We start from the raw sequence: 13,949 nt of genomic DNA, 5'->3' as shown, positions 1-13,949 counted from the left end.
GGGTTATCTCGGACGCGCTTTTTACTGTGGCCTTCGGAACATGAAAAGTCAGCCTTACTGACCTAATGGCAGGTTTTTTAGCGGGTAGGTCAAAAATACTTCCCAATCCATGGATAATTAGGTCAGTATCAGATACCTATTAGGCTAAAATCCCAACAAAAGCAGCCCAAGAGCTAGGCTGCCTATAATGATTCGCCACCAGCCAAACAGCACAAAGCCGTGCCGCGACACGAAATCCAGAAGCCAGTGTACAACCAGGACCCCGCTGACCAAGGCGAGCACAAAGCCCACGGCAATGTCGCTTACCGCCGAGAAGTCGAGCACATTGCGGCTTTTGAACAGGTCATAGGCAAAGGCCGCAGCCATCGTCGGCATGGACAGGAAGAACGAAAACTCCGCGCTCGCCCGCCGCCCCACGCCAAGCATCCGCGCGCCGACAATGGTCGCGCCTGACCGGCTGACCCCGGGCACCATAGCCAGACACTGGATGAACCCGATTGCCAACGCTTTGCGGAACGGCAGCTCCATCGCGTCCTCGTATTGCGGCACGGGCGCGAAACGGTCTACGAACAAAAGCACAATCCCGCCAAGGATAAGCATCACCGCAACCAGCGCAGGCGTCTCGAACAGCACTGCCTTGATGAAATCATGTGCAAGAGCGCCGATCACCATTGCGGGCAGGAACGCCAAGAGCACCGACACTACGAAGCGCCGCGACGCCGGATCGCTTCCCATAGTCGATGCGACCTGCCACAGCTTGCCAAAGTAAACCGTCAGGATCGCCAGCACCGCGCCGAGCTGGATCACCACCTCGAACGTACGCCCCGGCGACTCGAACCCCAGAAAATGACCTGCCAGCAACAAATGACCCGTTGACGAAACGGGAATGAACTCGGTCAACCCCTCGACAAGGCCGAGAAGTGCTGCATCTATGAAATTGCTCAAGGTTCAGGCCCCGATCAGGTTCTTGGCTTCAGGTTCTTTGCCGAATTCTTGATCGCGGCATATTGCCCCGAAGGGCGGTAGCGCCACAGATACTCGGGTAACACAGCGCCAAGTGCCGTAGGTGTGATCCCCAGATCGGCCAAGCCAAGCGCACCGGGCGTAACCACGTTGTCTCGCCGCAGGTTCCGCACCTGATCGCGCGTGATCATGCCGTTCTTTACCAAGCCTGCCGTCAAAGTCTGCACCAGATCGAGTGCGCCACCCATGATGTTCGCCAAGAAAAACGGAATGTTCAGTACCAGACGCCGCCGCTGGATCACCTCGAGCATCTGGGCCATCAACCCGCGGAACGTGGCCACATCCGGCCCGCCCAGTTCGTAGACTCCGGCGTCGGCGCGCCCTGTGATGCCCGCTACCGCGGCCTGTGCCACGTCATCCACATAGACCGGCTGGAACTGCGTATCGGCCCCGACTACGGGAAGCACCGGACCCATCCGTGTCATCGCGGCGAAGCGGTTGAAGAACCCGTCCTCATTTCCGAAGATGATCGAAGGCCGCAAGATCACCGCGCTCGGGAAAGCTGCCAGAACCGCAGCCTCGCCCGCCGCCTTTGTCCGCTGGTATTCGCTTTCGGAAGCAGCATCTGCCCCGATCGACGAAAGATGCACCAGACGGGTTACGCGCTCTTCTGCCGCTATCCGTGCAATCCGTCCGGCCCCCTCGGCCTGCACCGAATCGAAGGTGTTTTTTCCAGCGCGGTTCAGGATACCGACGCAGTTAACCACTGCATCCGCCCCGCGCATGACCGAACGGACCGAGGCATCGTCGCGGATGTTACAGATCACAGGCTCTACCTGACCGACCACGCCATAAGGCTTGACGAAAAGCGCATCGTTGGGATTGCGCACCGCAACCCGCACGCGCCAGCCTTCCTTTGCCATCCGCCGTGCGATGTAACGCCCGACAAACCCCGAACCGCCATAGATCGTGACCAGTTTGTTCATCTGCGGGCCTCCTGCATGTTCGAATGCTGATTACACCCTTGCCCCCGAAAGGCCAAGCACCACAAAGCGCCGCAGCCTTGCCCGAAAGACTGCGTGAAAAATCATGATCATCCCCGGGTCAGGCTAGACAGCGCAGAGGCCTTTGCTAATGCATATGCAACGCAAAGATTCTTCACACCTGCCGTTGACAGTGCCACAACGCTTCTTTACATCGCCGCACATCGACGTGATGCCCAGATGGCGGAATTGGTAGACGCACTGGTTTCAGGTACCAGCGCTGCAAGGCGTGGAGGTTCGAGTCCTCTTCTGGGCACCACGTCGATGATTTGAAAAGGGCGTGCTGAAAAGCGCGCCCTTTCGCTTTTAGTCCGGCCGCGGCGTTGACCGTGCCTTTCGTCGGGTCTAATGCGGGCTCACACCTTTCATACAAGGATTTTCAAGTGGCGATCCACCTTTACCGCAACGACCTGCCCGACGGGCTGACGCTCGGCCCGGTGGTCGCCATCGACACCGAGACCATGGGTCTCGATCCGCGTCGTGACCGGCTGTGCCTCGTGCAGCTTTCGGATGGCAGCGGTGATGCACACCTTGTGCAGATCGGGCGCGGCCAGACATCAGCGCCCAACCTCGAACGTCTGTTGACCGACCCTTTCACGCTGAAGCTATTTCACTTTGGACGCTTCGACATTGCGGCGATGAAACAGGCGTTCGGAGTGACGACTGCGCCGGTATGGTGCACCAAGATCGCCTCGCGCCTGATCCGCACCTTTACCGACCGGCATGGGCTGAAATACCTGTTGCTCGAACTTGTCGGGGTCGATGTGTCCAAGCAGCAGCAGACCTCTGACTGGGGGTCCGAGACGCTGACCGATGCGCAAAGGGAGTATGCGGCGTCTGATGTGCTTTATTTGCATCGCCTGAAAACCGAACTCGAGGCCCGCCTTATCCGCGAAGGAAGGATGGATCTTGCCCAGCGGTTGTTCGATTTCCTGCCGACCCGCGCGGAGCTTGACCTTATGGGCTGGGACGAACCCAATGACATCTTCCACCACTGATCCGCTTATCGAGACAGCCCGCCGCGTCGTGCGGCGCGAAGCCGATGCTCTTGGTATGCTGGCTTGCAGTCTTGACGGAAATTTCGTCGCAGCGGTGGAGCTGATTCTTGCTGCCAAGGGTCGGGTCATTGTTTCCGGCATGGGTAAATCGGGGCATATAGCGCGCAAGATCGCAGCGACCTTTGCGTCGACAGGTACGCCCGCGCAGTTCGTTCACCCTGCCGAGGCTAGCCACGGCGATCTTGGCATGGTGATGCGGGGCGATGTCGCTTTGGTGCTGTCGAATTCGGGCGAAACACCCGAACTTGCCGACATAATCGCCCATACCCGCCGTTTTGATATTCCGCTGATCGGAATCGCGTCGCGGCCCGACTCGACGCTGCTGCGCCAATCGGACGTGGCGCTTTTGCTTCCGCCTGCGCCCGAGGCCTGCGGAACGGGCATAGTTCCGACCACTTCGACCACGATGACGCTTGCCCTTGGCGATGCAATCGCCATCGCGTTGATGGAGCATCGCAAGTTCACCCCCGAACAGTTTCGTGTGTTCCATCCCGGTGGCAAGTTGGGCGCGCGTCTGGCCAAGGTGCGTGACCTGATGCATGACGACCCGCCGACCGTAGCCCACGACACGCCGATGGGCGAAGCGCTGATTACCATGTCGGGCCGCGGTTATGGCGTCGTCGGTGTGACCGACACTGACGGACACCTGCAAGGGATCATTACCGATGGCGATCTTCGCCGGCATCTTTCGGGCCTGATGGACCTGACGGCGGGCGATGTAATGACCGCAGCGCCGCGCACGATCCATCCCGATGCGCTGGCCGAAACGGCCGTGCGGATCATGAACGACAAAAAGATCACCTGCCTTTTCGTTACGGATCCCCAAAGCAGCAGCACCGCAGTCGGTTTGCTTCACATCCACGATTGCCTTCGCGCTGGGATCGCCTGACGAATGGCGGGTCGGCGTGCCTTTGACGGATGGTCGCGGACCGTGGGTTGGCTGAAGGTGGCACTGCCACTGACCGCCCTGGGGCTGTTGTCGACGCTGTTCCTCGTGTCGAACCGTATCGACCCCGAAACCGCGATTCCCTATTCGGATATAGATGTGCAATCGCTTGTGCGCGAACCAAGGCTGACCAAACCCGTCTATTCCGGCACGACCGCCAACGGGTCGACACTGACGTTGCAAGCCCTTGAAGCACGGCCTGCAACCACGCCGGGCAACCCATCGACCGCAGTCGATGTGACCGCCACGCTGACAAGCCGCACCGGGCTACGCACCGATATTCGCTCGAATGCCGCTTCACTCGATGCGGCGACAAATACCCTGCGGCTGACCGGAGATGTCCAGATCGACAGTTCGGCGGCCTATCAAGTGAAAACCGAAGCGCTGGATGCCGACCTTTCTGCAAGCGCCTTTACTTCGAGCGTTCCCGTTCAAGCCACCGGTCCTACCGGAACCGTTACAGCCGACAGTATGTCGCTGATGCCGGACCCAAAGGGCGACGGCACGTATCTTCTGGTTTTCAATGGCCGCGTGAAACTGGTATATCAGCCCAAATGAAACGCACTTTCTCGATTTTCGCCCCGCTACTTGCCGCTCTGCTCGGCATTGCCGCCCCGGCAATGGCGCAAGAGATCAAGTTCAAGTCGTTGCAACAGGACAGTTCGCTGCCTGTCGATGTGGCGTCTGACAGCCTTTCGGTCGACCAGACCAGCGGTATTGCGATCTTTGACGGGAACGTAATCGTCACTCAGGGTGCGATGACCATCAAATCGGCTAAAGCCCGTGTGCAGAACAGCGCGGATGGCAGCGGAATCGAGAAGTTGTTTTTCGATGGTGGCGTTACATTTGCTAGCGAAACCGAAGCTGCCGAAGCAAACGAAGCCGTCTACACCATCGCCAGTGGCGAAGTGGTCATGACCGGCGATGTGTTGCTGACCCAGGGCCCGACGACCATCGCCGGGCAGAAACTTGTCTACGATTTGCAAAAGGGCACCGGCACTATGCAGGGCCGTGTGCAAACCACCTTTGTCCCCAAGTCGGGCGTAGCGCCGTGACGATCAAACCCGGCCTGACAGTGACAGAAGGCTCGGCCGGGCTGACCGTCAGGTCGCTGCGCAAAAGTTACAAACGGCGTCCGGTCATTCGCGATGTCTCGATGACGTTGATGCGGGGCGAGGTGGTGGCACTTCTCGGACCCAACGGTTCGGGAAAGACGACATGTTTTTACGCAATCGCCGGGCTTGTCACCCCCGAAGGGGGCGAGGTTTTGATCGACGGTCGCGATGTTACAGCGCTTCCGATGTACCGCCGTGCGCGGCTCGGGATCGGCTATCTACCGCAAGAGGTTTCGATCTTCCGTGGCCTGTCAGTCGAGGACAATATCCTCGCCGTGCTCGAGATCGCCGTTCCCGACCGCCACAAACGCCGCGAGAGGCTGGAAGAACTGCTGTCGGAGTTTTCGATCACGCATCTGCGTCGAGCGCCTGCACTTGCGTTGTCGGGCGGCGAACGCCGCCGCGTCGAAATTGCGCGCTGTCTGGCTGCCGACCCGAAATATCTGCTGCTGGACGAACCTTTCGCCGGCGTCGACCCGATCGCCGTGGCCGAAATCCGCCATCTCGTTTCCGATCTGAAGGGGCGGGGAATCGGTGTCCTCATTACGGACCACAACGTGCGCGAGACACTCGAAATCGTCGATCGCGCCTATATCCTGCATGACGGCAAGGTGTTGATGAGCGGCACGACCGAAGAAGTCGTCCGCGACGAGATGGTTCGCCGCGTCTATCTGGGCCAGAACTTCCGGATCGGGTGACGGGCGCCTGTCGGATCGTTCTGCAAGTGCCTGTTGACAAGACAGGGACCCTTGGGCGCAAATACAATCAATGTGCGCATCATATGCCTTGTCCCGATCCGCCTATGCCGCCCTTCGACGGACGCGCAACCTTGCAGGATCGCCCGGAACACCCCACTCATATTACAGTAGGCCGGACGCTTGCCATCGCGGCAATCCATGGCGCAGCACGCGAAGGAGGCATCATGCGTTACCAGATCAGCGGCAGACAGATTGATATCGGGGAAGCCCTCCAGACCCACGTAAAGGCCGAGCTTGGCGAAGTGGTCGAGAAATACGCGCAGCGTCCGACCGACGCCGTCATCGTCTTTTCGCGCTCTGCGCATGAATATGTCTGCGAATCCGTGATCCACCTTTCGACAGGGCTGACCGCGCAAGCCAAGGGTCACGCGACGGAAATCTATGCTGCTTTCGAATCCTGCCGCGAAAAGATGGACAAGCAGTTGCGCCGCTACAAGCGCCGCATCCGCAACCACCACAACACCCGCACGGCGCCGGTTGAATTCGCCGAAGGCTCGTCATATATCCTCGCGCCAACGGAAGAGCCCGAGGATGACACTGACGACCTGACCCAGCCCATCGTGATTGCCGAAATGGAGACGAAGATACCTTCTGTAACCGTAGGCGAAGCCGTGATGATGCTGGAGCTTGGTGGTCAAAAAATGCTCGTGTTCCGAAACGAAGGACATGGCGGCGTGAATGTGGTGTACCGTCGCGATGACGGCAACATCGGCTGGATCGATCCGCGCAACAGCAAATGACCGGCGCTTCGGCACGGCACAGGAATTACTGACGGCATGGACCTCTCCAAGCTACTTATCCCGGCGGCCGTAAGGGTCGTCGGGCAACTGACAAGCAAGAAGCGTCTCTTTCAGGAACTGGGAGAGCTTGCATCTTCGGCCTATGGGCTGAACGCCGCCACGGCCATCGATGGTTTGCAGGAACGTGAAAGCCTTGGGCCGACCGGTGTGGGTCACGGCATTGCCCTGCCCCATGCCCGTCTGGAAGATCTGTCCAAGATCATCGGTGTCTTCATCCGTCTCGAAAAACCGCTCGATTACGACAGCGTCGACCGCCAGCCTGTCGATCTGGTTTTTGGTCTTTTTGCTCCTAAGGATTCGGGTGTCGAACATCTCAAGGCGCTCGCACTTGTGAGCCGCACCATGCGGGATGCGAATGTCGTATCGAAACTGCGGGCAAACAGTGATCCGGCGAAACTTTACGCAATCCTGACCGAGTCCCGGGCCATTCAGGCCGCCTGACCATTTCGCGGGCCGAAACCGAAGCCCATATAGTCGCGCTGGTAGGTATCACGCGCAACTTCCTCGATTTCATCGGTCATCAGGGCGTCAAGTCCGCTAGGCTCGGGCCCCCGCAGCGCGGGCATTACGACACCCAGTTCCGAGCAGAGCCAGTTCAGACCTTCTTGCAGACGGTCTTCGCGCAGAACCACATCGGGCCCGTTGAACAAAGCGAACCCCTGCAGGACGGCTGTTTGTGTTGCCCATCCGGGAGCGGTTTTGAAGCCCGTCTGGCCCGAGAGATTTCGTTTCAGAAAACGCAAGAATGCAATGAAGGCGTCGCGCTCATCGCCGACCGAAGCGTAGCCTTGCTTGGGAAAGGCCACTCCGTGAACGCGCGAAATCACGTTGCGCTGTTCTTGGCCAAGCCCCGAACCGCGGGCGTCTTGAAACGCCGACCATGCCCTGTCAACCGGATGGCGCAGAACGGTAAAGCTGCGATGACCTGCATTGCTACGCTTCCATTGGCGCAGAGATTTCTGGACGAAATTCTGTTCCAGCCCTCCGAAAGCCTCAAGCCAATCGACAACCCGCTTTTCCGGTGCACCGCGCACGGGCATGAACAGCAAAGGCGTTTCGCGGGAGGCTATGAAACTTGGGATCGCCGCCGATCGCCGTGGTTCGAAGTTTGGCGTGCGTGACAGGTTGAACCGGTCCAGACGTGCTAGTGCCTGCTCCATTGCCGCAGGGTTGGTCACCTTTTCGGTCAGTATCTGCGGATTCTGAACGGTCAAAGTCTGGTCTATTGCCTCGATCCGCGCCGGAACACCCAGATACGAGGCCAGGCCGTTCAGCACCCCAACATCCTGGATATCTTCGTAGTCGAGGTAGAAAGCTGTCTGTCCGCTGACTTGCAACGCGTTCAGAAGTGCGATCTGGAAGCCTTGGACCGTTTCGAGATGCTCTTCGAACTCGGCCGCATCGAAACGCGCCTTGGCCTGTTTCAGGTTTTTGGGATTGGTCAGTTTCCACTGACCGGTCGCCTGCGCGATTTTCAGGCTGACATAGCTTTCGACAGGGTTGCGCGTGAGCACGATCTTGGCGCAGCGCCGGTTTGCCATGACGGCTTCGAACACCCGCGGGTCGTGGTCGTGGAACCAGCGAAACCCCACCATTCCGCCTGTCGCAGACCGTGCTGCCGCAATCAAGGACATCGGATCGGCCTCGCGCGCGGCGAGCGTCACGCCGAACATCTCGGTCTGGTCTTTCTTGCCGATGAAGTGCGGGTTGAACAACTCGCCAAAGCAGGTCACCCCGTCCAGCGCGTTCAGGTTCGATTCAAGGAAATTCGACCCGGTCCGCATCTCGGCGAACATCACGAATGTATCGAAACCAGTCACTTATTTCACCAGATACGGCCGCCCGCGCTGGGCGCTGGCAGGGCGCGGGTCGTCGCCCGCAGGAAAATCACCCATCAGAACCGGCTGCATCCCCTGATTTCGGAGGTTTTGCAGGAACTGCCCGAAGCCGGTCAGATCGGCCATTTTGGGCGCCTCGGTCAGCCGCCGCAGGCTGCGGGGGCTGATTTCGTCTACGATGGTTTGCAGGGGCTCCATCGGGCTTTCGACGAATTCGGCAAGTGACCAAATCCGCACCCGCGCCTTTGTCGTCGACGCGCGCAAGATTGCCAGTGTCTCGCTTTCGACCTTTTGCAACCGCGCGGCCTCGCGCCGGATGTCGCCGAAATTTTTGTTCGAACGCCACAGGGGCAGCGCCCACGCACCGGAGATCACCGAGATCTGAGCGTTGGCATCCATCGCCATGAAAGTATTCAGAACCTGATTGTCCAACGGTCCGAATTGGAAGCATTGCCGTTCACCCCGCGTTGCCCAGATCAGGTTGGACAGAAAGGATTTGGGATTGTAGTCGCGCAGTTTCGGATTGTCGGACAACGCCCCGTTATAAACCGCCTCGCCGCCTGCGAACTCGACTCGGTCCGGTGCAAACAGATGTCCATGCACGCGGCTGCCTGTGGTTTTCGAAAGCCATATCTCGAACTGCTCGAACACTGCGGATTTCGCGCGATTGGGGCAGTGATTTCGCGCGATCGCGGGCGCTTGTTTCACGGCATCGCGGGCAGCCATTTCGCGGTCGCGGGCAGGCTGATCGACGGCTTCATGGAGTCAGGCCTGATGGCCGAGGTCAAGGGGTTTCGTGACTTTTCGGCGCATGCTTTCGCCTGAGAGCTGAAGGCGATGAGCGTTGTGGACGAGGCGGTCCAGGATGGCGTCAGCCAGGGTGGGATCTCCAATGGCTTCATGCCAGTGCTCAACCGGGAGTTGGCTCGTGACGATGGTAGAACCACGGCCGTGGCGATCTTCGAGGATTTCCAGCAGATCGCGTCGCTCCGATGGGGCGAGGATGGCCAGACCCCAGTCATCGAGGATCAGCACGTCCAGTTTGGCGATGGCTTTGAGCATGCGGGCGTGACGCCCGTCTCCTCTGGCCAGGGCGAGGGCCTCGAAGAGGCGCGGGACGCGGTGGTAGACGACGCTGCGTCCGTCACGGCAGGCTTTGTGACCGAGGGCACAGGCGATCCAACTTTTGCCGAGGCCGGTCTGGCCGGTGATCAGCAGGTTCTCATGCCGAAGGGTCCACCCCCCGTCGATCAGATGCGCCATGACGGCGCGGTCGAGGCCACGCGGTGTGCGCAGGTCGAGATCCTCGACGCTGGCGGTCTGCCGGAGGGCCGCGAACTTCAGGCGGGCGGTCAGGCGTTTGGTGTCGCGCTCGGCGGCCTCGCGATCGACCAGAAGGCCGAGACGCTCCTCGAAGCCGAGTGCTTCATAGGTGGGGCCGGCACGGCGCTGCTCATCCAGCGCGCGTGCCATTCCGGCCAGGCCGAGCGCGGTGAGGCGCTCGGAAGTGGGGTGGGTCAACATCAGTCTTCTCCTTCTCAGTGGTAATAACCCTGCCCACGGATATTGGCGTGGTGCAGGGGGCGGTCTTCGGGTCGGTCCTCAAGGAAGGCCCGGTCGAGCCCGTTCTTCAGGATCGACCTGATCGAGGCGACAGATCGGGTCTGGATGGTCAGGCCGCGCCGACAGGCGGCATCCAGGCGCGTGGCGTCGTAGCTTTTGGCCAGGGCCAGAACCCCGAGACAGGTTCGAAAGCCCTGCTCGGGATGTGGCCTGGCGGTCATGACCGCCTCGCAAAAGGCGGTGACCGACGGTCCCAGCTTGGCGGCCTGCGCCAGCATCCGGGCCGGGGTCCATTCGGCGTGCCGCCGATGGGCCGAGGGCATATGATCGGGCAGCGTCACATGGCTGCGGCGTCCGGGGCAGCGGAGGTGGCTGGCAACCCTCTGACCTTTATGGAAGATCTCCACGATGTCGCCACTGATGCGAACATCCACCTCTTCCCGGATCAGGCCGAAGGGCACGGAATACCAGGAACTGTCCACCTCGACATGATAGTCCAACGCCACTCGGGCGCGTTTCCATCGCGCGAAGGTATAAGCGGCCTGCGGCAACGGCTGGAGATGCGGCCGATCGAGCGTCGCGAAGAGATCGGCCCGGCTGGCGCCGTAGCCGCGCATGACCCGCATGTTCAACTCATCCAACAACTGCCGGATCGCGGCATTCAGCTCCGCCAGAGAGAAGAAGCGCCGGTTGCGCAGCCGCGCCAGGATCCAGCGTTGCGCCACCTGCACCGCAACCTCGACTTTTGCCTTGTCGCGGGGCTTGCGAGGCCGGGCTGGCAGGATCGCCGTGCCATAATGCTCCGCCATCTCGGCATAGGTCCGGTTCAGTCCGGGATCGTAGCGGTCCGGCTTCAGCACGGCCGACTTCAGGTTGTCGGGCACGACCACCTTGGGCACGCCACCCAAGAAGGTGAACAGCCTCACATGGGCACCGATCCAGTCTTCAAGGCCCTCCGAGGCGACCGCTTCGGCATAGGTGTAGTTCGATGCGCCCATCGCGGCGACGAACAGCTTCATGGGCTGCACTTCACCGCTTGCCGGGTCTATGACGTCGATCGTGTCGCCGGCAAAGTCGACGAAGACCTTCTCGCCGCCAACATGGGTCTGCCGCATCGTCGGGCGAACCCGCCCTTTCCAGGCGTCGAAATGGGTGCAGAACCATGTGTAGCCAAAGCCTGCCGGATGGGCCGCACGGTATTCTTCCCACAGCAGCATCCGGGTCACCCCGGGACGGCGCAGCTCTCGGTCGATGCTGATCCAATCCGGAAACGGCCGCTCGGGGGCGGGCACGGTTGGCGCTGCGGGAAACAGCAAAAGCTCCAGCCCGTCATCGTCGAGACCCTGTGGCAAAGGCCAGGTCAGACCCGCCTGCCGCGCCCGGTGCAGGTAAGTTCCAACGCTTGTCTTGCTCAGCCCCAGAGAGGCGGCAACCTGCCGCTCGCTCAGGCCCTGGCCAAACTTCAATCGTAAAACATCGCGTATCCGCCGCATGTTCAGTCGTCCCGTCGGCATCCTGCCCCCCTCTCTTCAAGGAGCGCAGCTCTATCCTCTCTTTGCCGACCAGGCCTGCCCGCGATGACGCGAAATCGCTGCCCGCGATCGCGTGAAATAGCTGCCCGTCATCGCGCGAAACGGGTGCCCGCCATCATCTGAAATCAGTGCCCGCCATCACGCGAAACACGCACGAACACCTCGGAAAATCCGTGAAACACGGAATAGGGTGCGGCCGTCCTGCCATTCTCAAAATTCTCGTTGGGAAAGCGGCTTTGCATATAAAGGCCCGGTCGGCCCTTTACCCTGCGCTCGACAGCCTTGGCGAACAGGCGGTCGATCTTGCCGGGATTGGGTTCACCCCCCGCTTGCGCTTCGGCGTCGTCGGTCAGAAATGTCCGGTAAAGCTTGTTGGCATGAGGCCAGATTTTGCGTGCAACAAAACAGTCGGATCGCCGCAGCAATTGCAGGTGATCGTCGTAAAAAATGTGTGGCTTGCCTTGGAAGTCGAACTTCGACAGCGTCAACGACCGGCTTTCCACCTGCGATGAATAGAGCCGCACCAAGGTTTGGAAGTAGCTTTCGTCGGGAATCCATACCCTACGGAAGTAGTCGTCGTAAAGTTTGCGCTCGGGTCCTTCTAGAATTGCCGAGAGGGTCTGCCGCGTCAGGCACCACCACTGGCTGCCCAGATGCGGCACGACATCGTTGGGAATGGTCCGCCGAAACCCTATCTTGCGCTGCAACGCCACGTAGCCGTCAAAGAGCCGACGCTGCGTCCGCCAAGAAAACGGGAACCGAAGGGTAAACCGCTCCATGTTCAGCCCGCCGATCGTCCAACCGACTTCTTCGGTGGTCACGCTTTCGATGAAATCGGTGCGCGGGCGGGCCTCGAGATATTCGATCAGATCCTTCACCGGCCTGAGCGGCATGCACGATCCGGATGCGAGATAGACGTGCCGCACTTCTGCAAAATGGGCCAGCATCACCTCGGACGCGGCCTGGGTAGCGGCAACGATGCCCCAGGTTCCCCACTCACAGGCGAACCGCTCGGAAAACCTGACGTTGGCCAGATCGGCCAATTCGCCCTTCATCTTGTCGTAGCTCCAGGCCTTCACGCGGGCATCGACGTGGATTACCACCGGGCAGCCACGCTCGGCCCAATGCCGCGCCACTTCGGCCGCGCGGTGCAGCGCGGTGTGGCAAAGCATGACGAAGCCAAGCGAAGTCGAAGCGATCATGCCCAATTACCCTTGGACATGAGGCCCAGAATTTCCAACTGACGCCAGTTTATGTATTTCTCGCTCCATTTGCACCAAAGGTCGGGGTTTTCCTTTAGTCCTTCGCGGTAGGCGCGGTATTCATGGCTGTTGGCGTAATGCTGGCGACGCTTCATCTCCTCTTCGGCCTTTTTCGAAAACGTATCGAGGAATTTGGCATGCAGCAGGCATCCGCTCGCCTTTTCACCACCCCATTCGTCATAGACAAGGTTCAGCCCGCGCGGCAGCAACATATGCGTCGAACTGACATAGGCATAGGCCCGGTCCCATTTCACCAATGGCACTTTGTTCAGCGCCGGAGACCGCTCCGGCTCGTCGGCAAAAAACGTCCGCGTGCGGGGTCCACCCTGTAGCCAGAGGTTACCGAACCCCTGATTGCGCTTCACAGAGTAATTGGCGCTGTCGAACCATTGGGCGATCTCGAACGGGTCCTGACCTTCGGTGTAGGGATGCAAGTCAAACGGTCCCTTGGGATACATGTCGAGGATCATTGCCGAAAAGGACCTGATGCCCGACGTGTCAAGCCAATCGGTCAAGGCACGCAAGGGCCGCGTCTCGCAGAAGGGATAGATCAGGAATTCGTCGACATCGACAGTGAGTGTCCAGTGGCCATGGCAGTAGCGACGTTGCAGATGGGTGATCCAGTCCATGCCGAAACGCGAATTCTTGTAGCTGCCATCGGCGGACCAAAGCGATACGTCGGGCTGTGCAGATAGATATTCACGCGAGCCGTCGGTCGATCCGTTATCGACAATCAGGAAATGGTTTACCCCGAGGTCACGATAGTAGCGCATGAAATAAGGCAGACGTACCCGTTCATCGCGCAGCGTCGCGCAGAGCAATATGCTGTCCGAACGGATTGCGCCTGTCCGGTTGGCAAGGCTTGTCATCTCGCGCCGCTTCAGTCGCGCGCGCAAGTGTAGCCGCCGCCGCCGAAGCCGTAGACGATATGCCCCTATCACACCCACTCGAACAAACCCGTCCCCACCGTACAGAACCCTCACGGCATCACCGCGACAAGCTCTCTCCCTGATTGCTTATCCGGTTGTCAGCCATGCAAATCCCCTGCCATGACTGCACCCGGTTCCGCAC

General features: G+C 60.1%; 13 protein-coding genes, 1 tRNA gene and 2 pseudogenes. 8 read left to right on the top strand and 8 right to left on the bottom strand.

Annotated elements, in window-relative coordinates; translation table 11 throughout:
- Positions 1–144: 144 nt before the first annotated feature.
- Together HYN69_RS16940 and HYN69_RS16935 are read right to left on the bottom strand one after the other, a co-directional pair.
- Positions 145–945, bottom strand: coding sequence for an undecaprenyl-diphosphate phosphatase (locus tag HYN69_RS16940; protein ID WP_230426449.1), 801 nt, complete (start codon positions 943–945; stop codon positions 145–147).
- Positions 946–959: 14 nt separating this feature from the next.
- The gene (locus HYN69_RS16935) at positions 960–1,949 is read right to left on the bottom strand and encodes a complex I NDUFA9 subunit family protein (RefSeq protein WP_108436776.1); all 990 of its coding nucleotides are present in this window, start codon (positions 1,947–1,949) and stop codon (positions 960–962) included.
- A 231-nt stretch (positions 1,950–2,180) separates the two neighbouring features.
- On the opposite strand from HYN69_RS16935, the gene HYN69_RS16930 reads away from it, so the two are divergent.
- From HYN69_RS16930 to HYN69_RS16895, 8 genes are all read left to right on the top strand, one after another.
- Positions 2,181–2,265 (top strand) — tRNA-Leu (locus tag HYN69_RS16930).
- Between the two features lie 124 nt (positions 2,266–2,389).
- Positions 2,390–3,004 carry a ribonuclease D gene (locus HYN69_RS16925; RefSeq protein ID WP_108436775.1) on the top strand — a complete coding sequence of 205 codons (615 nt, stop codon included), beginning with the start codon at positions 2,390–2,392 and terminating at the stop codon, positions 3,002–3,004.
- On the top strand, positions 2,985–3,953 hold the full coding sequence (locus tag HYN69_RS16920; RefSeq protein ID WP_108436774.1) for a KpsF/GutQ family sugar-phosphate isomerase: 969 nt from the start codon (positions 2,985–2,987) through the stop codon (positions 3,951–3,953). Before HYN69_RS16925 ends, HYN69_RS16920 begins: the two co-directional genes overlap by 20 nt.
- Positions 3,954–4,010: 57 nt before the next feature.
- The gene (lptC, locus tag HYN69_RS16915; RefSeq protein WP_216824619.1) at positions 4,011–4,568 is read left to right on the top strand and encodes an LPS export ABC transporter periplasmic protein LptC; all 558 of its coding nucleotides are present in this window, start codon (positions 4,011–4,013) and stop codon (positions 4,566–4,568) included.
- Complete coding sequence (lptA, locus tag HYN69_RS16910; RefSeq protein ID WP_108436772.1) at positions 4,565–5,065, top strand: lipopolysaccharide transport periplasmic protein LptA; 501 nt, start codon at positions 4,565–4,567, stop codon at positions 5,063–5,065. Before lptC ends, lptA begins: the two co-directional genes overlap by 4 nt.
- Complete coding sequence (gene lptB / locus HYN69_RS16905) at positions 5,062–5,823, top strand: LPS export ABC transporter ATP-binding protein (RefSeq protein WP_108436771.1); 762 nt, start codon at positions 5,062–5,064, stop codon at positions 5,821–5,823. Before lptA ends, lptB begins: the two co-directional genes overlap by 4 nt.
- Positions 5,824–6,047: 224 nt before the next feature.
- The gene (hpf, locus tag HYN69_RS16900) at positions 6,048–6,623 is read left to right on the top strand and encodes a ribosome hibernation-promoting factor, HPF/YfiA family (protein ID WP_108436770.1); all 576 of its coding nucleotides are present in this window, start codon (positions 6,048–6,050) and stop codon (positions 6,621–6,623) included.
- A gap of 36 nt (positions 6,624–6,659) precedes the next feature.
- Entirely contained in the window at positions 6,660–7,124 is a 465-nt protein-coding gene (locus tag HYN69_RS16895; protein WP_108436769.1) for a PTS sugar transporter subunit IIA, read from the top strand.
- Here HYN69_RS16895 and HYN69_RS16890 read toward each other — a convergent pair.
- The 6 genes and pseudogenes from HYN69_RS16890 to HYN69_RS16865 all read right to left on the bottom strand — a co-directional run bounded on the left by HYN69_RS16890 (position 7,112) and on the right by HYN69_RS16865 (position 13,825).
- Positions 7,112–8,503 carry a nodulation protein NodH gene (locus HYN69_RS16890; RefSeq protein ID WP_108436768.1) on the bottom strand — a complete coding sequence of 464 codons (1,392 nt, stop codon included), beginning with the start codon at positions 8,501–8,503 and terminating at the stop codon, positions 7,112–7,114. The two genes, HYN69_RS16895 and HYN69_RS16890, sit on opposite strands and share 13 nt — an antisense overlap.
- Positions 8,504–9,172 (bottom strand): annotated as a pseudogene (locus HYN69_RS16885) (DUF5927 domain-containing protein); the annotation flags it as partial.
- 114 nt (positions 9,173–9,286) lie between these two features.
- Complete coding sequence (istB, locus tag HYN69_RS16880) at positions 9,287–10,045, bottom strand: IS21-like element helper ATPase IstB (protein WP_108434714.1); 759 nt, start codon at positions 10,043–10,045, stop codon at positions 9,287–9,289.
- A gap of 14 nt (positions 10,046–10,059) precedes the next feature.
- Positions 10,060–11,598, bottom strand: coding sequence for an IS21 family transposase (istA, locus tag HYN69_RS16875; protein ID WP_108434414.1), 1,539 nt, complete (start codon positions 11,596–11,598; stop codon positions 10,060–10,062).
- A 173-nt stretch (positions 11,599–11,771) separates the two neighbouring features.
- Positions 11,772–12,818: pseudogene (locus HYN69_RS16870) on the bottom strand (DUF5927 domain-containing protein); the annotation flags it as partial.
- Positions 12,815–13,825: a glycosyltransferase family 2 protein gene (locus tag HYN69_RS16865; RefSeq protein ID WP_108436767.1), complete on the bottom strand. Its 1,011-nt coding sequence runs from the start codon at positions 13,823–13,825 to the stop codon at positions 12,815–12,817. The pseudogene HYN69_RS16870 and the gene HYN69_RS16865, both read right to left, overlap by 4 nt.
- Positions 13,826–13,949: the final 124 nt, after the last annotated feature.

This window comes from Gemmobacter aquarius, assembly GCF_003060865.1.
GTDB classification, from domain to species: domain Bacteria; phylum Pseudomonadota; class Alphaproteobacteria; order Rhodobacterales; family Rhodobacteraceae; genus Paragemmobacter; species Paragemmobacter aquarius.
The sequence above is the reverse complement of the archived record's forward strand: the minus strand, read 5'-3'. Positions and strand labels throughout refer to the sequence as shown.